This is a genomic window from Neoroseomonas rubea (assembly GCF_016106015.1).
GTDB classification, from domain to species: Bacteria; Pseudomonadota; Alphaproteobacteria; order Acetobacterales; family Acetobacteraceae; genus Neoroseomonas; species Neoroseomonas rubea.
On sequence record NZ_JACADQ010000001.1, the window covers coordinates 56,166 to 75,469 of the forward strand.

The 19,304-nt window shown below is 69.3% G+C and carries 21 protein-coding genes; 15 read left to right on the forward strand and 6 right to left on the reverse strand.

Translation table 11 applies throughout. The features are described 5' to 3' along the window. The first annotated feature begins 65 nt into the window (after window positions 1-65). The 13 genes from HW577_RS00310 (at window position 66) to HW577_RS00370 (ending at window position 9,614) form a co-directional block, all read left to right on the forward strand. Window positions 66-1,397, forward strand: coding sequence for a tyrosine-type recombinase/integrase (locus tag HW577_RS00310; RefSeq protein WP_198374047.1), 1,332 nt, complete (start codon window positions 66-68; stop codon window positions 1,395-1,397). A 93-nt stretch (window positions 1,398-1,490) separates the two neighbouring features. Next, the gene (locus HW577_RS00315) at window positions 1,491-1,742 is read left to right on the forward strand and encodes a hypothetical protein (RefSeq protein ID WP_198374048.1); all 252 of its coding nucleotides are present in this window, start codon (window positions 1,491-1,493) and stop codon (window positions 1,740-1,742) included. A gap of 106 nt (window positions 1,743-1,848) precedes the next feature. Beyond that, window positions 1,849-2,370 carry a hypothetical protein gene (locus HW577_RS00320; protein WP_198374049.1) on the forward strand — a complete coding sequence of 174 codons (522 nt, stop codon included), beginning with the start codon at window positions 1,849-1,851 and terminating at the stop codon, window positions 2,368-2,370. Between the two features lie 95 nt (window positions 2,371-2,465). Next, window positions 2,466-2,708: a hypothetical protein gene (locus HW577_RS00325; RefSeq protein WP_198374050.1), complete on the forward strand. Its 243-nt coding sequence runs from the start codon at window positions 2,466-2,468 to the stop codon at window positions 2,706-2,708. After that, a complete protein-coding gene (locus HW577_RS00330) occupies window positions 2,705-2,998 on the forward strand; it encodes a hypothetical protein (protein WP_198374051.1) in 294 nt (97 codons plus the stop codon). Before HW577_RS00325 ends, HW577_RS00330 begins: the two co-directional genes overlap by 4 nt. Further along, window positions 2,998-3,549 (forward strand): hypothetical protein, encoded by a 552-nt coding sequence (locus HW577_RS00335; protein WP_198374052.1) that lies wholly within the window; start codon window positions 2,998-3,000, stop codon window positions 3,547-3,549. Before HW577_RS00330 ends, HW577_RS00335 begins: the two co-directional genes overlap by 1 nt. Next, window positions 3,546-4,142, forward strand: a complete 597-nt coding sequence (locus HW577_RS00340) for a hypothetical protein (protein WP_198374053.1) — start codon at window positions 3,546-3,548, stop codon at window positions 4,140-4,142. The genes HW577_RS00335 and HW577_RS00340 overlap by 4 nt, the downstream gene beginning before the upstream one ends. Window positions 4,143-4,165: 23 nt before the next feature. Beyond that, window positions 4,166-4,528: a hypothetical protein gene (locus HW577_RS00345; RefSeq protein ID WP_198374054.1), complete on the forward strand. Its 363-nt coding sequence runs from the start codon at window positions 4,166-4,168 to the stop codon at window positions 4,526-4,528. 94 nt (window positions 4,529-4,622) lie between these two features. Then, window positions 4,623-6,290: a hypothetical protein gene (locus tag HW577_RS00350; RefSeq protein WP_198374055.1), complete on the forward strand. Its 1,668-nt coding sequence runs from the start codon at window positions 4,623-4,625 to the stop codon at window positions 6,288-6,290. Window positions 6,291-6,470: 180 nt separating this feature from the next. Continuing rightward, the gene (locus HW577_RS00355) at window positions 6,471-6,986 is read left to right on the forward strand and encodes a hypothetical protein (RefSeq protein WP_198374056.1); all 516 of its coding nucleotides are present in this window, start codon (window positions 6,471-6,473) and stop codon (window positions 6,984-6,986) included. After that, window positions 6,983-7,231 (forward strand): hypothetical protein, encoded by a 249-nt coding sequence (locus HW577_RS00360; protein WP_198374057.1) that lies wholly within the window; start codon window positions 6,983-6,985, stop codon window positions 7,229-7,231. The genes HW577_RS00355 and HW577_RS00360 overlap by 4 nt, the downstream gene beginning before the upstream one ends. Beyond that, on the forward strand, window positions 7,228-8,343 hold the full coding sequence (locus HW577_RS00365) for a DUF7146 domain-containing protein (protein ID WP_198374058.1): 1,116 nt from the start codon (window positions 7,228-7,230) through the stop codon (window positions 8,341-8,343). Before HW577_RS00360 ends, HW577_RS00365 begins: the two co-directional genes overlap by 4 nt. Continuing rightward, on the forward strand, window positions 8,340-9,614 hold the full coding sequence (locus HW577_RS00370; RefSeq protein WP_198374059.1) for an AAA family ATPase: 1,275 nt from the start codon (window positions 8,340-8,342) through the stop codon (window positions 9,612-9,614). Before HW577_RS00365 ends, HW577_RS00370 begins: the two co-directional genes overlap by 4 nt. 16 nt (window positions 9,615-9,630) lie before the next feature. Here HW577_RS00370 and HW577_RS00375 read toward each other — a convergent pair whose 3' ends face one another. Together HW577_RS00375 and HW577_RS00380 are read right to left on the reverse strand one after the other, a co-directional pair. Next, window positions 9,631-10,098: a ParB/RepB/Spo0J family partition protein gene (locus HW577_RS00375; RefSeq protein WP_198374060.1), complete on the reverse strand. Its 468-nt coding sequence runs from the start codon at window positions 10,096-10,098 to the stop codon at window positions 9,631-9,633. Window positions 10,099-10,724: 626 nt separating this feature from the next. Next, a complete protein-coding gene (locus HW577_RS00380) occupies window positions 10,725-11,288 on the reverse strand; it encodes a recombinase family protein (RefSeq protein ID WP_198374061.1) in 564 nt (187 codons plus the stop codon). A 176-nt stretch (window positions 11,289-11,464) separates the two neighbouring features. Here HW577_RS00380 and HW577_RS26820 point away from each other — a divergent pair, with 176 nt between their 5' ends. Then, on the forward strand, window positions 11,465-12,121 hold the full coding sequence (locus HW577_RS26820; protein ID WP_269769477.1) for a DUF4145 domain-containing protein: 657 nt from the start codon (window positions 11,465-11,467) through the stop codon (window positions 12,119-12,121). A gap of 77 nt (window positions 12,122-12,198) precedes the next feature. Here HW577_RS26820 and HW577_RS27110 read toward each other — a convergent pair whose 3' ends face one another. Beyond that, window positions 12,199-12,441, reverse strand: coding sequence for a tyrosine-type recombinase/integrase (locus HW577_RS27110; RefSeq protein ID WP_198374063.1), 243 nt, complete (start codon window positions 12,439-12,441; stop codon window positions 12,199-12,201). Between the two features lie 330 nt (window positions 12,442-12,771). Here HW577_RS27110 and HW577_RS00395 point away from each other — a divergent pair, with 330 nt between their 5' ends. Next, entirely contained in the window at window positions 12,772-14,733 is a 1,962-nt protein-coding gene (locus tag HW577_RS00395; protein ID WP_198374064.1) for a sensor histidine kinase, read from the forward strand. A 75-nt stretch (window positions 14,734-14,808) separates the two neighbouring features. On the opposite strand, the gene HW577_RS00400 is transcribed toward HW577_RS00395, so the two are convergent. The 3 genes from HW577_RS00400 to HW577_RS00410 form a co-directional block, all read right to left on the reverse strand. Further along, the gene (locus HW577_RS00400; protein WP_198374065.1) at window positions 14,809-15,621 is read right to left on the reverse strand and encodes a hypothetical protein; all 813 of its coding nucleotides are present in this window, start codon (window positions 15,619-15,621) and stop codon (window positions 14,809-14,811) included. Window positions 15,622-15,760: 139 nt separating this feature from the next. Further along, the gene (locus HW577_RS00405) at window positions 15,761-17,707 is read right to left on the reverse strand and encodes a glycosyltransferase family 4 protein (RefSeq protein WP_198374066.1); all 1,947 of its coding nucleotides are present in this window, start codon (window positions 17,705-17,707) and stop codon (window positions 15,761-15,763) included. A 60-nt stretch (window positions 17,708-17,767) separates the two neighbouring features. Then, on the reverse strand, window positions 17,768-19,304 hold a 1,537-nt coding region (locus HW577_RS00410), incomplete at its 5' end, for a tetratricopeptide repeat protein (protein ID WP_232474565.1).

Genomic DNA, 19,304 nt, shown 5'->3' on the forward strand with positions numbered 1-19,304 from the left:
TTTCCGTTTCCACCCGACTCCACAGCGGTTATTGTGGGTCCGTTCGCGGGTTGGGATGCGACGGAATGGCTCGGACGGGCGATCGGCTGACGGCTACGCGGGTGAAGTCGCTGCTCGACAAGGGGCAGGTCGGGCGGCACCCGGACGGCAATCGGCTCTACCTCGTGGTCACGGGGAAAGGGCGCGGCTGGTGGATGCTGCGCTACATGGCCGAGACGCTATCGAAGGCCGGCAAGCCGCTCTCGCGTGAGATGGGGCTCGGCGCTGCGGACCCTGACGGCGTGGACGGGTTCACGCTGGCCGAGGCGCGCGATCGGGCTGATCAGGCGCGCCGGCTGCTCCGGGACGGCATCGACCCCCTGGCGCATCGGAAGGCCGAGGAGACGGCGCGGAAACGCGCGACGGAGGCCCGGCGGACGTTCCGGGAGGCGGCGGAGGCGTTCATCCTGTCGAAGTCGCCGGAATGGGCGAACGAGAAGCACGCGGCGCAGTGGCGCGCGACCCTGACGACCTATGCCTACCCGCGGCTCGGGGATCTGGCCGTGGCCGAGATCGCCATGGAGCATGTGAAGGCGGCGCTTGATCCGATCTGGACGGCGAAGGCCGAGACGGCGACGCGCGTCCGTGGGCGGGTGGAGGCGGTGCTCGACTACGCGACGGCGCACGGCTGGCGCGAGGGGCCGAACCCGGCGCGGTGGAAGGGCAACCTCGCCCTGGTGCTGCCGAAGAAGTCGAAGGTGGCAGGGGTCGAGCACCACCCGGCGCTCCCCTGGAAGGAAGCCGGGGCGTTCCTGGCGGCGCTATCGGCGCAGCATGGGACCGCGGCGCAGGCGCTGGCGTTCACGATCCTGACGGCTGCGCGGACCGGCGAGACGATCGGCGCGAAGTGGTCGGAGATCGACTTGGCGGAGCGGGTGTGGACGATCCCGGCCCGGCGGATGAAGGCCGGCAAGGAGCATCGGGTGCCGCTGTCGTCGTCGGCGGTTGCGATCCTCGAGCAGATGGCGAAGCAGCGGGCCGAGGGCGATGGGGATGGCTACGTCTTCCCCGGGCAGATGATGGGCAAGCCGCTCTCGAACATGGCGATGCTGAAGCTGCTGGAGCGAATGAAGCGGCCGGGCACGCCGCGGCCGTGGACTGATGCGGCGGGCGAGGAGATCACGGTGCACGGGTTCCGGAGCACGTTCCGCGATTGGGCGGGCGAGACGACGCACCACCCCCGCGAAGTGATCGAGCACGCGATGGCGCACCTGCTGAAGAACAAGGCCGAGGCCGCGTATTCGCGCGGCGACCTGTTCCAGAAGCGGGTGGCGCTGATGCAGGACTGGGCGGACTTCTGCGCGAAGGCGCCGGCGACGGTGACGCCGATGCGGCGCGCGGCGACGGGGGCCGCCTGAGTGATCCGCGCCCGGCGGTTCCGGGCATCCAGGGCGCCCCGGCGGGTGGTGGAACACCGCGCCGAGGCTGACCCCGACCATGGAGGGCATTCCATGTCCGAGGCTACCATCCAGACTATCCCGGCCGTCAGCGCCGCTGCCAAGCCGACGCTGGCAAAGGCGCAGGACGCGCTTGCGGAGGCGCGGCGCGGTGCCTGTCTCATGCTGTCCGCCGCGGCGCAGGCGCGGCAGTTGGAGCCGGATCAGGTTCACTGGGCGATGGAAAAGATCGACGCGGACCTGGTGCGGGCCGAGGCGATCCTCGCCGCGCTCCATGCCCGCGAGCAGGCCGCAAAGGTCGCCTGACGTGCCGACCCGGCGGACAAAGACGGAGGGGGCGCCGGTGGCGCCTCCTCTCGATGATGATGACGACTGGGCGCCCGCCGGGGATCGGCCGGGCAGAGTGCTGTCTGTGCCGCTGAAGATCGTGCCTGCGTCGCCGTATGCTCGCGCTGCCCAAATCGTTACCGAGGGGAAGGCGCTTCACAGCGCCGGCAATCCGTTGGGAGCATGGGAGGCCCTTCACGCGCTGGTCGGCACTGGCCGCGTGGAGAATGGCAAGGTCGTGGTCGCGCTACCGGATTGGCTGGCGGCCTATCTTCTTGTCTCGGCGGATCGCCTCCGCGCGATGGGCAGGGGGAAGCATTGGCGGACACGCGCGCCGATTGGCTCCCAACAGGCTCGCGAACAGACGGCGCGCGCGCTGGGGCTCGTTGGCGACCGCACGAACAGGTTTGCCGATCGGCAGGCGAGGTTGCGCGCGGAGCAGCTGGCGCAGCGGCACATCTGGGCATTGGCAAGCGGTCTGACTGGCGCCGAGGCGCTTGGCCGCGCGGCCGAAATGCTGGGCATTCACACCTCCGACGATGGAGGTCAGCGGTCCGTTCGCCGCAAGATTGCCCGGCGCAGCAAGAAGCCAAAGGTTCCCAACTAGGGCCATAGATTGGTCCGCGAAGGCGGACCTCCTTCCGTGTTCCGGTCCCTCTGCAAGCCACTGGTGCCCTACCGGCGCCGTTTGCAGGAGGTCCCGTGTCCCAGCCCGTCCATCCCGCCCTCGCGCCGCTGCCTCGGTATGTGAAGCCGAGCCAGTTCCCCGCGACGTTCAACCTGTCCGACGAGTTCGCGTATCGCCGCCTCGCCGCTGGTGACTTCCGCGGCGTGAAGGCCGGCCGCGCGACGCTGATCGAGACGGCGAGCGTCCTCGACTACCTCGCCCGCAATCCGCTCCGCCTGAGCCGCAAGGCCCCGGTCCAGAAGGACCGCGCGGCATGAGCAGCGGTCACGACTGGCTGACGCCGGCAGTGCGCGATCAGCATGGCGACGCGCTGGCCGCCATCGCGCGCACGATCGACAAGACCCTGGCGCCCATCAACCTCCGGGCAGCGGCGCAGCAGCGGGTGGCGGTGGCTGCCTCGCGCGTGACCGATGCCGAGCAGGCGGCGGCGCCGATCCGGGCCGAGTTCGAGACCTGGCGCGCGCGGCTGGCTGAGGCTGAGGCGAAGGTCGCGGAAGCCCGCGCGGAGCTCGCGCAGGCCGATGCCGCGCTGAAGGCGGTGCGGTGATGTCGGAGACGAACCCGGCCCCTGAGGCGCTGTCGCCGGCAGCGCCGGATGCGGCTGCGCTGAACGCGAAGCTCATGGAGACTACCAAGCTACTGCTGGAGGAAGGCGCCTGGAAAAAGCCGGGCTACGCCGCGCTCCTCAAAGAGCGCGATCGCCTCTCCGCGGAGCAGGTTGCCGCGGAGCAGGCCGAGGCCCAACCGGCCGAACCCGACTTCTCCCGGACGCTGGTCGCGGCGCAGCGCCTGGGGCTGCCCAAGGCCGAGATCGAGGAAGGCTCCGGGCACCTAGTGCGCTACCTCGGCGACGACGCGCAGGGCCGCGCCATCGCGCGGGACCTCGAAGACCTTCGGCAGCGGGGCGACGCGCAGGCCGATCGCAACGTGAAGGCGCTGCGCGCGCTGTGGGGACGCGACTACGACGCGAACGTCTCCGCGGTGCGGGCTGAGGTGGCGCGGCATCCTGGCTTCGCCGACTGGCTCGACCGGACCGGCGCCGCCAACTCGCCGACCCTCGCCAATCAGATCCTTCTGTCCATCCGGAGGGCGAAGTGAAGCACGATCCCGCACGCAACGTGGGCACGCTCTACGATCAGAAGGCCGCGCTGATGTTCGCGATCAGCGAGCAGGAAGCGGCGCTCGGCGAGGCTGAGGCGGACGGCAACGCCGCCGCGGTGAAGTCTGCCAGCGCCGAGCTTCGGCGCCTCCGGGAACGCCTCCAGGCAGTCGAGGCCGGGCTCGCAGCGCAGAAGCGACGCGACGAGGCGCGCGCCGCGAATGCCAAGGAGGCACACCGGCAGGAGCGCATGCGCGCCGCCATGGTGAAGAAGGACGCGCTGCACGCTCGCCGCGTGAAGGCCGGCCGCCTGCTAGCGCAGACGATGGCGGAGTTCGCCGGGCTGATGGCGGACGTGAAGACGCTGGCGCTGGACGTGCAGGAAAGCCGGATCGGCGCTCTCTGGACGCGTCTGCCGGACGAGCTCGGCGCGCTGGTCGCGACCGCTGCGCATGAGGCCGGCCTGATCCTGCCGTCCAGCCCTCCGACCTACCCCGACACCGATGAGCATCGCCTCGGCCGCGACCTGGCCGCGGAGATCGAGCGCGCCCTCGGGCGCGTGGATGAAACGCCGCCGCTGGCGGCTGAGTAGGAGACCCTCGCATGGCTGCTTCCGTGTCCGCCGGCATCGGCGACGCCTTCAACCAAGTCGTCATCGGCACAGCCGCGCCCGCCACGGCCGGCACGGTGCAGGTGCGCATCGCGTCCGGCATCGGTGGCCTGGGTGCCGCAGTGAGCCTGGCCGCCGCGCCCGGCCGCGCGATCAATCAGGTGACGCTGGGCAGCGACGCCCCGACCTCCGCCGCGACGGTGCAAGTTCGCGTCGCGGACGGGCTCGGTCCCGACGACGCGCTCGACGCGCTCGACACGATCATGGGGCGGATGCAGGCGGACCATATCGGCCGCCTGGAGGCCATGGCGATCGCCCGGACCCTCCGGGGCCGCATGGTCGCCGATCGGATCCAGGGGACGCCCTGAGGTGTCCGACCTCGACCTCATGGACGTTGCGCCGGAGCTCCCGCGGTTTGCGCGTGAGCAAGCCGACGAAGTCCTGGCTGATCGGCGGCCGTCGATGGGCGAGGGTCTCGGCGCGTCCGTTCGTGAGGGCTGGTGGAACACCACGTCCGCCACGGCGCTTGCCCGGCGCGACGCCACGCGGGCCGGTGAGGCTGACCCGGCGCCGCTCGCGCGGCACGAGTGGGAAGCCTCCCAATACTGGCGCGCCGGCGTGACTTGGGATGAGCGGATGACGGTGGGCAGGGCCGCCGCAATCGCGTCCCGCCATGACGAGAACGAATATCGCCGGCAAGTCATGTCGGCGCGCGATGCCGGGTTCTTCGAGAGCGCGCTGATGATCGGCGCCTCGATCGTCGGCAGCATCCCCGACCCCGTCAATTTCCTGCCCATCGCAGGCCCCGCGGCGCGCGCGCTGCGCGTGGTGCAGGCCGGCCGGACGACAGGCGTGGTCGGCACAGTAGCGGGGCGCGCTGCGGCGACGCTGGAACGCTCTGGCGTGGCCGGCGGCGTTGCGCGCGGCGCGACTGAAGGCGTGGTCGGCAACGCCCTCTCCATGCCGTTCGTCTACAGCGTCCACCAAGAATTCGGCGACGATGTCACGTTCTCCCGCGCGGTGATGGACCTGGCCGCGGGTGCCGTGGTGGGAGCGGGGTTCGGCGCGCTCGGTGCCGTCATCTCCCGCTCCGGCGCTATGCCTGAGCCTCGCGTCTCCGCCCGAACCCTCGACCTCGCCGCGCGCGATGTAGCGGCCGGGCGGCAGGTGGAGATCCCGCGCGGGCTGGTGGTGCGGGAGATCGAGGACACGCTGTTCCGGGCGGCGCCGGAGAGTGCCGCGCCGATGATCCGGGAGACAATGGAAGGCGGCGAGGTCCGGCGGGCGCTCGACATTCCATCCCGGCCGGACGGGACGCCCCTGACCCGGGAGGAGTTCGAGGCGGAATTCGCCCGCCGGCAGGGGACCACGCTGGAGGCACAGCAGGCGGCGATCGACGCCGCCGGGGCCGAGGCGCGGGCGGACAGCAAGCGGCAGTCCCTGATCGGCTGGATCGTCCAGAACGGCGGGCTGAGGGACGACACGGGCGACCTTGCCGCGGTGGTCGGTGACAGCCGCGCCCGGCCGGGGCTGATCCGCCGCGACGGCATGGCGCCGGACATTGCCGCCGTCCGGGCGCGCGATGAGGGGTTCTTCGGGGACCGGGTCGGGCCGGTAAACGAGCGCGGCGAAGGCCTGGCGCCGGACAGCCTGACCAAGCAGGACTTGATCGACGCGGTGGAAGCCGAGATGCGCGGCATGGGCGCGCGCTTCCGCGGCGGCTTCGGCGTCGAGCGCGGCGCGGACCTGGCGGCGGCGGATCGGATGCGGGCGGACTGGGACCGCGCCGTGGACGAGGCGCACGACTGGTATCTGGCTGCGCACCACGCGCAGCGGCAGATCGCCCGCCTGTCCGAGCCTGCGCGCGCGGACGTGATGGAGCGGGCCGCCATCATGGAGGCTGACGGGGGCCTTCGCCGGGATGAGGCCGTGCTGCGCGCCGCGCAGGCGTCCGAGGATCCGGAGATGCAGCGGATCATGGCCGCGATCGAAAGCCTGCGCGCTGAGGGCCGGCTGATCGACGCGGACGACGCGCTGATCCGCGCCGCGGCCGAGCAGGCCGACGAGATGGAAGCCATCGCGAACGGGATCGAGGAAGCGGGCGCTTGCCTGCTGCGGAGGCTCGCATGAGTTGCGGCAACCCCGCGGCGCGCGTCGCGCCCTGAACGAGAAACCCCCGCCAGCCTTGGCCGGGCTGACGGGGGCGAAAGCAACTAGTCGGGATGTGTGGAATGGATATCAGGCTGAGCAGGAAAACGGAAGCGTTTCGACGCTTTCCTGCGCGCCGTCCGACTGATGCGGAGGCGCGCCATGTCTGACGGTCTCGGCGGGTTCTTCGTGAACCTCACGCGCCAGCGGATCAACGACGCGATCGCGAAGATGGACGCGATCGGCGTTGTGCATTTCGCCCCGGTCCTGCGTGCCATCCGGGATGGGCAGATCGTGTGCGTCGTCATCAAGCGCACCGCGGGAGAGGAGGCGATGTCCCTGCGGCACATCGCGAACCATCCGCTGCCGGCGCTCATCATCATGGCCGACGACGACCACGCATCGAGCGGGCCGGCGCGCTTCCCTGCCGCGCGGAAGGCGCTGCGCTACGCCCGTGCGCATATGATCCACGCGGCGGGCGGTCAGCCCTCGGACTACGCCCTCGCGATCCAGGCCGCGATGGCGCAGCGGTCCTGCTGCCTGGTCGAGACGGATGCGGCCCATCTGGACGAGTGGGCGAGGTTCGCGGCGCGGGCCGCGCTGCCGCGCCGGGTGCCGACGCTCCTCGTCCGCCCGACCGATGGCGTCCATCCGATCATCAACGGGGCCGTGCATTGAGCGCGCCCCTTCCCCATAGCCTCGCCCGCGGCGCGGAGCATCTGCACGCGCTCGGGCCGCGCGCCATCGCCGAGTTCCTGCACGAGATCGCCGGCGCCGTCGCCGAAGGTGCCGAGGACGTTATCGCCGATCGCCTGGCGCGGTGGCGGCGCCTCGATCCTTGCCTGCTGCGGGCCGTCCTGGCGCGTCACTCGGCCGGGCGCGAGTTCCCGGCCGCGGTGCAGCTCGTGGACGCCGCGCGATGAACGCCGCGCAGCTGATCGCCGCGTGCCTGGCGAACCCCGCGCCGCTCTCGACCTGGGAGGAGACGTTCCTCGAGGAGATGGCGCGCGCCTCCCGCCCCGCGACGGAACGGCAGATGGAGACGCTCCAGCGCATTGCCGCCCGGGTGTCCCTGGACGAGATCGCCGCGCGCCTTGCCGATCGGATCGAGGACCTGGCGCACCTGCTGACCGGCGGCGAGAGCTCGACGCTTCACGGCGACCGGCGGCGCTTCCGCGGTAAGGGCTCCCTCGTCATCACAGTCCAAGGGCCGCAGCGCGGCACCTGGTTCGACCATGACCCTCCGGCGTCGGGGCGGCGCGTCTCGGCGAACGGTGCCGCGGGCGGCGATGCGCTCGACCTGGTGGCGCACCTGCGCGGATGCGACCGCGCGGACGCTGCGGCGTGGGCGCGGGGCTGGCTGGGCCTGTCGGACGGTGGCGAGGTGCGCGCGCTGCCACCCCGGCCTGTAGCGCCTCCGGAGCGCCCGCGCGCGGCGTCGGGAACGGGAGGCCATGCGCGCCGCACTTGGCGGGAGGCGGTGCCCGCAACCGGCACGCTGGTCGAGACCTATCTCGCGTCGCGCGGGCTGACCCTGCCGGCGGATGCGCCGATCCGGTTCCATCCTGCCTGCCCGCGTGGCGCTGAACGGCTACCCGCGATGGTCGCGCTGATGACGGACCCCGCGACGGGCGATCCCTGCGGCGTGCATCGGACGCTCCTGAGCGCCGATGGCGGCGGGAAGGCGGACGGCACGGCGAAGATGATGCTCGGCAATGCCGGCGTGATCCGGCTGGTCCCCGATGAGGACGTGACGGCCGGGCTCGGGATCGCCGAGGGGATCGAGACGGCGCTCTCGGTGATGCAGGGGTTCGGGTGGCGTCCCGTGTGGGCGGCGACGAGCGCCGGCGGCATCCGCGCCTTTCCTGTCCTGCCCGGGGTCGAGTGCCTGACGGTGTTCGCCGACCCTGAGGAGGCCGGCATGTCGGCGGCCGAAGCCTGCGCCGATCGGTGGCAGGCGGCGGGACGGGAGGCGCGCATCTGCCACCCGCCGGCGGGCGACTTCAACGACTTGGTGCGCGAGGTGGCGGCATGAACGTGGTGCAGTCTCCTGAACAGGCGCTGAAGCAGGCCGGCGCGAGGGTCAGCACGCGCGCGCCGAAACGGGACGAGCAGGAAGCGGAGCCGCGCAAGGCCGTGGACCGGAAGCCGGCGCCGCTGAAGCTCGATCAACTCCTCCTCGAAGACGAGCGCGCCATCCCTGAGCGTCGGTGGGTCGGCGGCGTCGGTGCCTTCCCCCGGCCGCGCCTTGCGTGTCTCGCCGGCCCGCCCGGGGTCAGCAAGACCACTCTCGCGCTCGGCCTGAGCGTCGCGCTTGCGGCCGGCCTGTCCTATGGCGGGCTCGTCCAGCCGCCCGGACCCTGCCGCGTGCTGTTCGGCGGCATCGAGGACGAGATCGAGGAGCTCCGGCGCCGCGGCGCTGCGGTCGCGGGTCGCCTGCTCGATCATCCCCGCCAGCGCGCCACGGTGAACGCCAACCTGGCCGTGGCGGACATGTCCGACTGCGTGCCGCTGTTCCAGGTCGATCAGGACGGGCGGCTGACCGAGACCGCTGGTCTCCAACGCCTCCGGGAGACGATCAAGCAGTTCCGCCCGGACCTCGTCGTGCTGGATCCCCTGATCGAGCTGCATACGGCGGAGGAGAGCTCCAACACCCTCATGCGGCCGGTGCTGCGCGCGCTCCGCTCCATGGGCGTCGAGTTCGATTGCGTCTTCCTGCTGCTCCACCACGAGACGAAAGCCGGCGAAGGCACGGGCCTCCAGCGGCTGCGCGGTGCCGGCGCGATCGGTGGCGCCATCCGTTCCCTCTGGTCCATGCGCCCCATGACGGCAGAGGAGGCGAAGCAGTTCAGCATCGCCGAGGACATGACCGACCTCTACGTGAAGGTCGAAACCGGCAAGTCGCAGTATTCCCGCCGCCGCCCGCACGCATGGTTTGTGGCGGAGGAGCGGGAGATCGCCAACGGCGACGTGGCGCACCTCCTCGTCCCCTGGACCCCGCCAACCTTCTCCATCACGCCCGAAGACCTCGCCAAAGCCGTGCGCGCCCTGCGGGAAGGGCTGCACGGCGAACCATGCTCAACCAGCCCGACCGCCGATGCCGCCGCCCGCGTCGCGCTTGAGCATGCCGGCATCCCCCGGGGCGCCTGTGCGGACGTGCTGAAGCAGCTCCAGGCAACCGGCGAGGTTCAAGTCCGCCTGTGGCGCGATCCAGCCGACCGGAAGATGCGCAAGCGCCTCTGGACCGCAGGAAATGCCTTTGTCGGATGGGTCGAGGAGGCCGGAGCAGGTGAGGCGCGCCACTAAATCCAGTGGCGCACTTCTAGTGGCGCAGCGGCGCGGCATGGGGTGCGCCGCGCCACTGGGGCAGGCTCTTCACCCTGCCATCCTTCAGCACATGCCTCTTTGCCCTGATGTATCGCCTGAAGGCGGCCCGCTTCTCTTCCTTGGTCAGCCCAAGGCCATGCTGCGTATTGGCGATGACAGCCTCGAAGAAGGCTTCTTCACGGGTGACCCCTTCGAGAATGACTGCTTCAATGGTCGCCTTCCCGGCTGCGCTGTGTGCCTTGAGCCGATGGAACCCATCGACCAGCAATAGCAAGCCATCAATGCGGGCCACGGTGATCGGAGGGAAGCAGACACCATCTTCCAGGGCTTCCTTGTATCGGATGATGGTCTGGAAATTCTGCTGAAGACGAGGCTGTAGACGCTGATCAATGATGACCTCGCCAACCTCGATTTCCTCAGGTTCATGCCTCTGTGGGAGTTGTCGTATAGCTTTGTTGGTCATGCTCGTTCTTCGTATTTGTAGTGATAGATTGCTTTTGCCACTCCGCTGACCGCTCTGCTGGCCTGTTCTTGGTTGTCACCAACGTAAAAAGACCTCGCCATCTGCACTCCCATCCCTTGAGAGGATGAATGCACAGACGACGAGGCTAGGTGATGATCGACAACGAACAGAACGAGACCAACATTGAGGTTGGTAGGAGAGGTCTTAGTCCATGGTGTCTAGGTTATCCGACAGGAGGTCTGGGCAGCCTACCATCTCTCTTCACCCTTACGTTCTTCCTTGCCCTACACCGCGACTGCCGAGGGGTAGTTTTGCCAACTAACGGTAAGGGTGAGGGTTACTGGTTAGGGATGGGAGAGTGAGTAGGTCTGTCTAGTCATCCTTGACGGATAGAACCACACGACGAACATGGACTAAGAGGAACCATTCCCCAAGTATGACGATCTTGGGGGATAGTTACCTACAGTGTGGGGTAATCGCTGACCGAGGGATTGCATGGGTTTTCAGAGGGGCGGTCTTCCCCGAAGCCCAGGCTCACACATGCCCACAACAATTTGTGCCTCATCAAGTTAAAGGCCACCATATGTTGTGTTCCAGGACCTGGTCTCCATCCTGGTCCTGGGAGGTCATCCCTCAGCATCAGCCAAGATACGGTAGACGCTGGCCCTGCCGATGCTCAGTCGAGCGGCAATCTCGGTCGGCTTCACTCCCGCCCGCTTCATCTTCAAGACTTCATCAGCCTGCCTCCGGGCAGTCGGGGCACGCCCCTGATACTTCCCCTCAGCCTTGGCCTTGGCGATGCCTTCCCGCTGACGTTCGAGCATCAGCCCCCGCTCAAACTCAGCGATGGCGCCAAGCATGGTCAGCATGAGCTTCCCTGTCGGGGTCTGCGTATCGACCTCCTGCCCGCCCATGCTGAGGATGCGGAGGCCCACCTTCTTGCCTTCCAGCCTGCCGATGATGGTCAGGAGGTCAGCCACAGACCGGGCCAGCCTGTCAGGTTTGGTCACAACGAGGGTGTCACCCTCCCGCACATAGTCGAGGGCTGCCTCTAGCTGGTCCCGCTTGGCGACCGAGGACACCCTCTCAGCGAAGACCTTCTTGCAGCCGATAGCCTTGAGGTCTCGCTCCTGGCCTTCAAGGCCCGCCATCTGCTCTGCGGTGGAGGTCCGGGCGTATCCGATCAGCATGGTGAGGGTCTCGCTGTCTCACTGAGGTTATAGAGACAGTGAGTAGAATGTCCCAAAACGTCAAGGATCAATTCTGTGAGACGTATTCAGGCAGGCTCAGGCGCTCTCACACAAGCAGGGACTAGTGGGACATTGCGGGAGTCGAGCGAATCGCTGGCCCGGATGTAGAGTGAGGCATGGCCCCACTCGGAAAAGTCCTGATCACCGACCGCTGCCCACATTGTAGCGTCGCACATCCGAAGCTCGACGCTCAGTGGGAGCATGTATCGACGGGTAACCTAAGCGCGCTTCCACGACGCTGGGTGGCATATGAGTGTTCAGTCTGCGGAGGCGTTACGTTGGCTGCGGATGTAGTCGCTGTGAGGGGCGAGCGTAGTCCACGGCACCAATTCACCCTCTACGACTTCGTCGCTTCTTACGGCATCTGGCCGCAGAAAGATTCGGCTGCCAATGAAATACCAGAACCAGCCCGACGCTACTTAGTGCAAGCCCTTGAGAGTCGACATTCACCTGACGGGGCTGTGATGCTTGCCGCATCTGCTGTGGACGCCATGCTCAAGGCGCGAGGTCTTCGCGAAGGGTATCTCTATCATCGCATCGAGAAGGCGGCGGCTGACCACCTGATTACCAAAGAGATGGCCGAATGGGCGCATGACGTGCGGCTTGGAGCAAATGACCCGCGCCATGCCGACGAGGACCGTCCGCATCACACTCGCGAGAGTGCTGATCAATTGGTCGAGTTCGCAAAGGCGCTTGCGGAATTTCTGTTCGTATTGCCCGCACGTGTTACCCGAGGCCGAAAGCAACTGAAGGAGGACGTGGAGAAGAAGTGACCGCCCCCACGGGGGGAACCACGCATCCTCCTATTTGATCCTCCCGTCTTAGACTGCTGCCCAAAATCTTCCTGAGGTCACCCCAGGGGATACCTCACCTTCTCTATCGCCTCAGCCTTGGTCGCGAGGTTACTCCCGCCCGAATACAGCCCGTAGGTAATCCTCGGCTTCTCATGCCCGAGGATGTCTGCCGCCACGTTCTCCGGAACCCCTGCGTTCTCCAAGGCGGTCGCCACGGTCTTCCGGATGGAGTGGAAGACCACTTCCGGCCCATAGCCAAGGCGCGTCTTCAGCCGCGCGCGCTGGCCGCATCCTTGCATCGCGACGTTCGGTGGTCCGCCGGTTTCAGGGGGGGCAGTCGCCCGGAACCCGCTTTCGCCTCGGCGAAGTTCGGATCACCAGGAGAAAGAAATATTTAAGTTCTGTTTACACGTTTCTGTAAAATTTATCGGCGCATATCATCCGAATATGCAACAAATATTGCGGAACAGATCATGTTTTCTAAAATGATGATTGGGTGTTTTGTTTCTCTTCGACATTTTAAACTTACATTAATAACTCTGACTTTTCTGGCTATTCCGATGTTTGCCCTTATCGGGGTCTCCTGGACAAGTATATCTCGAATAAAGCAAGAAGCCGTAATAAATATGATGGCGCATGAGGCAAGAGAAATTGCAGTCGATATCCGCGGAAGGCTGAAAAATTTTGAGCACACCATCCAGGCGCTTGCAATCTACATGACTGATCCCGCGCAGGATGGCGGGAGACGATTGAGCGAAAACGCTGTGGCACTCGTGGAGGCTATCGGGGAACGCCTCTTCATCATCGGCCCGCCTCCCGACTTCGCCATGACCTTCAATTCGAACGCGACCAGCCCGGACGAACTCCCGCGCCGCTTGCCCAATCATCTGCGTGACGTCGTCGGAGACGCGCTCACGCGCCTGTTCGACAGCCGGGCTACGCAGATCTCCGGCGTCTTCCTCGCTCCGCTCGGTGGAGGATACCGCATAGCGCTGGCGGTTCCCGTGACCCGCGGCGACGAGGTCGCGATGGCGGCCGGGATGAGCATCGCCTCGAACACTGTGGCGGCCTGGATCACGCGGCACGCCGTGCGGCCTGGATCCTACGCCTTGCTGTTCGACGGGCGGCGCAACGTCATCGCGACGACCCTCCCGGACGGGGGGCACATGGTCGGTGCCCCGGTGCCCGATTGGCTCGGGCGTGCTGCCGGCATCCCCGATAGCGGCCTCCTCCGGGGCCCGGGCCTGACCGGCACGGACACGGTCATGGCCATCCACAGGGTCCCGGACACGCCAGGCTGGACGATCGCCGTCGCGCAGCCGGTCGAAGCGCTGCACGAAGACACCCAGGCTGCGCTCGGCACGCTTCCGATCGTGGCTGTCCTGATGCTCGGCGCGTTCGTTGTCTCCATCGCCGTCGCGATCATCGAGGTCCGGCGCCGTGCGGAAAGCGACATGGCTGCCCTGGACAGGGGGCGCCAGGAAGTCGCAAGGCTCCACGGCGGACTACCGGCGGTGATCTTCCTGCGCGAGGTCACAGCCGACTTGTCCTCCCGCCATCTGTACAAGGGCGGCGATGCCGCCAAGGTCACGGGCATCGACGCAGCGGCGCTCGAAAGGATCGACGATCTCGCGGAACTCGCGGTCGAGGAGCACGCCAACGCATCGCGCCGACTGTATCGCGTGGTCCTCGAGGCGGGGGAGGCGACGGTTGAATGGGCGCTGCAACGCCCGGACGGCAGTCTCGCCTGGATGAGGACGCTGGCGCGCGCTCTCGAGCGGCGGCCCGACGGCAGCGCGCTCGTGGTCGGCTACGTCACGGATGTGACCGATGCCCGCCGCCTCGTCGCGCAGGGCATGAACGCCGCGAAGATGGCGACGCTCGGGGAAATGGCGACCGGGCTCGCCCATGAGCTCAACCAGCCGCTCGCCGTCATCGCGACGGCAGCCGAGACCGCCTTGCGCCGGCTGAAGTCGGCTGGCGCCGAAGGCGCCGCAGACGCTTCCGTCAGGCTCGAGCGCATCGTGAACCAGGCCCTGCGGGCGCGCGCCATCGTCGACCATCTGCGCATCTTCGGCCATGCGGACGAAGGCGAGCCCGAGCCGCTCTCGCTCCTCGGCGCCGTCGAAGGCGCTGTATCCCTCGTCGGCAACCAGCTGCGTCTCGCGAACATCGCGCTCGTTATCGACATTCCCCCCGGCCTGCCGAAGATCCATGCCCGCCTCGTGCCCGTAGAGCAGGTGCTCGTGAACCTGCTCACGAATGCCCGCGACGCCATCCGGGGGGCCGGCATCGACGGCGGCACGATCACCGTCTCGGCGCGGGAAACCGCGCGCGGCATCGAGCTTCGCGTTTCCGACGACGGCCCGGGCATTTCCGCCGCCGTCATCGACCGTGTCTTCGAGCCCTTCTTCACGACCAAGGAAGTGGGCAAGGGGACCGGTCTCGGCCTTCCCATCTGCTACGGCACGATGAAGAGCTTCGGCGGTTCCATCGTCGTCGGAAACCGCCGCGCGGGCGGCGCTGAGGTCACCCTGACCTTCCCCAGCGCGGCGGCGACGATGCGAGCGGCCCCGCACGCGTTCGCCTGACCTTTCGGTGCGGCGCCCGACCCTTGGGGCTTAAGCCTCGCGCGCCTGGGGCGATGGGGGCCGACGCGCCACCCCTCACGACCACGTCCGCTTCCACTCCATCTCCCGCCGCCTCTGCGGTTCCCGGTTCAGCACGCCGAGCAGCCCGCCCTTCTGCACGATCGGGCCCGCCCGCGGCCGTTCCGCCCCGCCGCGCGCCCCGCCGCGCGCGCCCTGCCGCGCAGTCTCCAGAAGCTCCCGCGCGGCCTTCGCAGCGGCCTCGGCATCCTCCCCGAAGGCGGTGGCCGCCTGCGCGATGTCCCTGGCCAGGCCCGCGACCGACCGCGCGAGTTCCATCACCATATCCCGCCGGCTGCCCGGGCGGGATTTCGCGATCTCCACCGCCTGCACGGCCAGGTGCCGCGCGCGTTCCGACAGCTTGTCGAGCTCCGCCCGCCGCGCGGCGGACGCACGCTGCGTCGCAGGGATCGCCTCGATGGTGCTGGACAGCGGGCGCAGCCGTGCGCGGATCTCGGCGACGTCGATCGCGTCCACCTCCGCCGCCAGCGCCTCGACCGTCGCGGCGTGATCAAGCAGGGCCTGCGCCACCTGCTTGCCGGCCAGCGCATCCTCCGCCGCGGCCTGGATGGTCCGGCCGAGTGCGGCGGAGAAATCTTCCAGCCGCGCGCCGAGCAGCGCCTCCCCGCCGCCGGCACCGAGCCCGTAGCCCAGCAGCTTGGCGCTGCCGGCGATCTCCTCGGCGACCGTGGCCAGGTGCCCGATCGCGGCCGCCGCCTGCTGCTGCGTCGCAAGCCGGCGGAGCAGGCCCTCGAGCGCGTCCGCGACCTCGGACAGGATCCGCCGCCCGGTCTCGTTCGTCTCGACGGCGTCGCGCGTATGCCCGGTCACGCGGTGCCTCCCGTGCTGGACTCGTGATCTCCAGTCCCAGGATTCCGCGCTAACGCTTAACGAGACGTTTCCGGACGTCTCATGACTTGAATCTTTGCCTTACGGGACGCGCATCGTCGCGAGCAGGCGGGCCTTTTTCCTAGGCCGCCCGCCCCACCTCCACCATCCGCCCGAAGGGCGTCAGGCACAGATCCGGCAACGCCGGATGGTTTGGCCGGTCGAGCGGCCCGGGCATCGGCTCGCCACTCGGGCCGCCGAAGGCATCGAGGTCCCGGCGCAGCAGCGTCAGTTCCACCACCTGCGGCACCGGCACGCCCTGCACCAGCGCCATCCCCGCATAGTTGTTGGCGTGCAGGTGCACCGGCTCATGGTGGCGCGTCAGCGCATCGAGGCAGCGCGCCAGCCGGTCGAACCCTTCCGCCGTCCCGATGGCATTGAGGTCGTGCAACTCGCACACGATCACCTCATAGGCCGCCAGCTGCGCCGTGTCCGTCGCGGCGAGCGCCTCGTACTCCGCGCCCTCGACGTCGAACTTCAGCATCCGGTGCGCGCCAGGCACCGCCTCGGTCGCGGCGTGCAGCTCGGCGAAGGACAGCAGCGGGCCGGCGGTCTCGGCCCCCCAGCCCGCGCGGCGGAACTGGAAGTTGGGATGCGCGGTCGGCGGGGCCTCGACCGTGTGGTCGAATTGCAGCACCTGCGCCCCGCGCTCGGCCATGGCGAAGTCGAACGACACGTCGTTGCCCACGCCGATGGACAGCACCACCTCGGCCCGCAGCGCGGCCTCGGGCAGCACATAGCCGCCATCCCAGGCATTGCCGACGCGCACCTTGCGCTGCGCGGCCATCGCCCGCGGATGCATCCGCGCGAGAAGGTCGAGCACCTCCGGCTGCGACGGCGCCGCGCGCGGCGGGGCAGGGACGAACTCGCCGGCCGTGTGCGCGCCCTGCGCCGCGAGGTCCATGATGCCCCGCGCCGCCGTCTCCCAGGAGAAATGGGCAAGAACGCCGGCGCGCGCGGCCATCGCCGTTTCGGACAAATTCATCCCCGGCGCGATGCCCTCGATCGCCGCGACGAGCGCGTCGAGGTCGGGCTCCAGGTAGCGCCCCGGCGGGCAGCCCGGCTCGCGGTCCAGCGTGCCGGGCGTCGCCGCGACGGTGCGCGCGAGCGGGGCGGGGCAGAAATCTGCCGTCGCGCCGCCCTCGGTCACGATCACCGGGCGGGCGCAGGAAATTGCCTCCAGCACCGGCAGGTTGAAGCCCTCGGCGCGATAGGGGGACACATAGGCATCGGCGGCGCAGTAGAGCTCGCGCAGCGCCTCCCGTTCCAGGGAGCCCTGGATGACGCTGATGGCGGAGATCGTGTTCTCCTCGAGCAGCGCGGGGCAGCGCGGCGCGGTCTGGGCGATGGTCTCCTTCACGCCGACGCCATACAAGCCGGACAGGTCCTTCAGTACCAGCCGCACGCGGCGCCCGCGGGCGCGCAGCACGGCGAAGGCTTCCAGCAGCCTGTCGATGCCCTTGTTCCAGAAGGCGCCGCCGACGTTCAGCAGCAGCACCTCGTCCTCGGCGATGCCGAGCCGCGCGCGCACCGCGGCGCGCTCATCCCGCCCCATCGGACGGAAGGCGGCGGCATCGACGGCGTGCGGCACCAGGTGGATGCCGGCGGGGTCGATCCCGTGTTCGACAATGCGGTCGCGCGACCAGGCGGTCGGCGTGACGACGACGCGGTCCCCCCGCGTGAAGGCGGCCGGGTCGGCGGGGATCAGCGACTTGGTGCCGAGCCCCATCTCCGTGATCATGTAGGTGACGCGGCGGCGTCGATCCTCCGCCGCGCCGGCGGAAAACGGCCAGGCGCAGCGGTAGACGGCATCGACCGGCCCGTCGGGCGGCCCCAGCCCCGCGATCAGCGCGGCATCCGCGGCGGGGAAGCCGGCCGGGTTGGTCTTCGCATCCCAGTTGGCGGGAAGGCCCTGGTCCTCGTGGAACAGGGTGATGCCCGGCATGCGCGCCAGCGCCACGATCTGGAACTGGTTCACCAGGGCGTAGGAGTGGCTGATGTTGCGCCACCCCTCGATCAACAGCCGCATCGTCGCATCCTTTCTGGATGAGGCTGCATTTGTCGCAAGCGAAGGGTGAACGAAGCCTTATCAGGGCACCCCGCCGGCCCGCAGGCCGCGCAGAAAATGATCGAGGTCGCGCCGCCGCACATAGGGCGCGGCGGCCCGGAAGCGCTGAACGGTGAACCCCGGGTCGAGCTCCAGCAGCGCGCGCACCAGTGGCGCGGCTTCCGCCGGCCGGCCGAGATGGCCGAGGGCGGCGATCATCGCCCGGTGCGTCGCGGTGAAATGCGGCTGGATCTGCCGCACGCCGCGCGCGATCCCGATCGCCGCCTCATGGTTGCCGAGCAGCATCTCGACGGTGGCGAGCCCGGCCTCGGTGAAGAAGGCGTGCGGGTTGCGCGGCAGCAGCGCAAGCGCGCGGCGCAGATGCCGCCGCGCCGTCTCCAGCTCGCCGCCATAGGCATGCGCCATGCCGGAGAAGGTCCAGGCTGCGGGCAGGGCGGGGTTGATGTCGAGCGCCTGGCGCGTCAGCGCGACCGCCTCCGGCACCTGGCGGTGGAGATAGCCCCGCACATGGCCGGCGACGGCGAGCGCCCGGGCATCGCGCGGGTCGTGCAGCACGGCCTGTTCCGCAGCCGCCGCGGCCGCGGCGAGCGCCTCGGCCGGACGCGGCGCCCAGCCCTGGCCGACCAGCAGGATGTTCCAGTAGGCGAGCCAGGCCTGCGCGAAGGCGTGCCGTGGGTCCCGGCGCACCGCGATGCCGAGCAGCCGCCCTGCCTGCTCGAAGGTCTGGCGTTCGAGGCGGAAGATCGCCGGCACCGCACGCAGCGCGGCCTCCTGCGCGCTTGCCTCGGCCAGCGGGCGTGCGGCGGCGCGTTCGGCCTCGAGCAGCAACAGCTCGTGTTCCAGCCGGGCGCAGGCCATGGCCGCGACCTCGGCGGCGAAGGCGGCGGGGCGGGCTTCCTCCGGCTCAAGGATCGCCGACCACAGCACCGCGCCGCCGCCCGCCTCGTCGATCAGCCGCAGCGCGAGCTGCGGTCGCGGGCCGGCCAGGTGGATGTTGCCGGTGACGAGGTAGTCGGGCAGCGGCGGCGGCCGGCCCGGCGTTTCAACCAGCACGGAGATGGAACGCAGCGGCGTAAGGGCGGCGACGATGGCATCCGTCGCCGCGACCTCCAGCCCGCCGGTGCGCGGTCCCGCGAGGCTCGCGATGGGGGCCACGAGCACGCCTGGCCGACGCGCCGCACCCGGGCGTTCCGTCCGGGTGGCCTGGTCCCCGCCCGCGGCGGCCTCCCCGCTGCCGGCCTCGGACCTGACGAGCCAATCGTCGAGCGCGGGGTCGATGCCGCGCAATTCGGGCAGCAGCGGCCAGCCGGGCTGTCGGGGCGGGCTTTCGACGGCGAGCGCGCGCTCGAACCAGATGGCGGCGGCATCGGCCCCGAGCAGACCGGCGCGCCCTTCCGCGCGGAGGTCGTGCAGCACGTCCCGCAGCCGCGCGAGCCCCTGCGCCGGCGCCGTGCTGGACCAGAGCAGGCCGGCCAGCAGGCGACGCGGCAAGCGGGTGCCGGAGGTCGGAAGGGCACACGGCTGGACTCCAGCCGCGGCCGAGACTGGGAAGGCGGCC

Excerpts from the sequence above, each read along its gene's own strand:
- HW577_RS00375 (WP_198374060.1), bottom strand. The coding sequence starts at position 10,098 with ATGACCAACAAAGCTATACGACAACTCCCACAGAGGCATGAACCTGAG.
- HW577_RS00365 (WP_198374058.1), top strand. The coding sequence starts at position 7,228 with ATGAACGCCGCGCAGCTGATCGCCGCGTGCCTGGCGAACCCCGCGCCG.
- HW577_RS00380 (WP_198374061.1), bottom strand. The coding sequence starts at position 11,288 with ATGCTGATCGGATACGCCCGGACCTCCACCGCAGAGCAGATGGCGGGC.
- HW577_RS00405 (WP_198374066.1), bottom strand. The coding sequence starts at position 17,707 with ATGCGGCTGTTGATCGAGGGGTGGCGCAACATCAGCCACTCCTACGCC.
- HW577_RS26820 (WP_269769477.1), top strand. The coding sequence starts at position 11,465 with ATGGCCCCACTCGGAAAAGTCCTGATCACCGACCGCTGCCCACATTGT.
- HW577_RS00355 (WP_198374056.1), top strand. The coding sequence starts at position 6,471 with ATGTCTGACGGTCTCGGCGGGTTCTTCGTGAACCTCACGCGCCAGCGG.
- HW577_RS00315 (WP_198374048.1), top strand. The coding sequence starts at position 1,491 with ATGTCCGAGGCTACCATCCAGACTATCCCGGCCGTCAGCGCCGCTGCC.
- HW577_RS00350 (WP_198374055.1), top strand. The coding sequence starts at position 4,623 with ATGGGCGAGGGTCTCGGCGCGTCCGTTCGTGAGGGCTGGTGGAACACC.
- HW577_RS00330 (WP_198374051.1), top strand. The coding sequence starts at position 2,705 with ATGAGCAGCGGTCACGACTGGCTGACGCCGGCAGTGCGCGATCAGCAT.
- HW577_RS00370 (WP_198374059.1), top strand. The coding sequence starts at position 8,340 with ATGAACGTGGTGCAGTCTCCTGAACAGGCGCTGAAGCAGGCCGGCGCG.
- HW577_RS00310 (WP_198374047.1), top strand. The coding sequence starts at position 66 with ATGGCTCGGACGGGCGATCGGCTGACGGCTACGCGGGTGAAGTCGCTG.
- HW577_RS00395 (WP_198374064.1), top strand. The coding sequence starts at position 12,772 with ATGGCGCATGAGGCAAGAGAAATTGCAGTCGATATCCGCGGAAGGCTG.
- HW577_RS00335 (WP_198374052.1), top strand. The coding sequence starts at position 2,998 with ATGTCGGAGACGAACCCGGCCCCTGAGGCGCTGTCGCCGGCAGCGCCG.
- HW577_RS27110 (WP_198374063.1), bottom strand. The coding sequence starts at position 12,441 with ATGCAAGGATGCGGCCAGCGCGCGCGGCTGAAGACGCGCCTTGGCTAT.